General features: G+C 63.9%; 1 protein-coding gene. It reads left to right on the top strand.

Going from position 1 to position 244, the window contains the following annotated elements:
- Nucleotides 1-244 (top strand): proline racemase family protein (locus EOD29_RS34310; protein WP_206520617.1); only part of this gene is annotated, 244 nt, incomplete at both ends.

Here is a 244-nt window from a genome sequence, read left to right as displayed (position 1 = left end):
AAAATGGACCACATCAACACGGTCGACGACAGCCTGCGCCGCTTCGTCACCTTCGAGCCACGCGCCAATGTCGCCATGTCGGTGAACCTGCTGGTCGAGCCGACACGCAGCGATGCGGACGCCGGCTTCATCGTCCTCCAGGCCGATCGCGCCCACGCCATGTCCGGCAGCAACTGTATCTGCGTGGTCACCGCACTTCTCGAAAGCGGGCAGGTGGCGATGTCGGAACCGGAGACGATCGTCC

This window comes from Mesorhizobium sp. M1A.T.Ca.IN.004.03.1.1, from assembly GCF_003997555.1.
Classification (GTDB): domain Bacteria; phylum Pseudomonadota; class Alphaproteobacteria; order Rhizobiales; family Rhizobiaceae; genus Mesorhizobium.
Note: the sequence above shows the minus strand (reverse complement) of the source record. Positions and strands in the feature narration are given on the sequence as shown.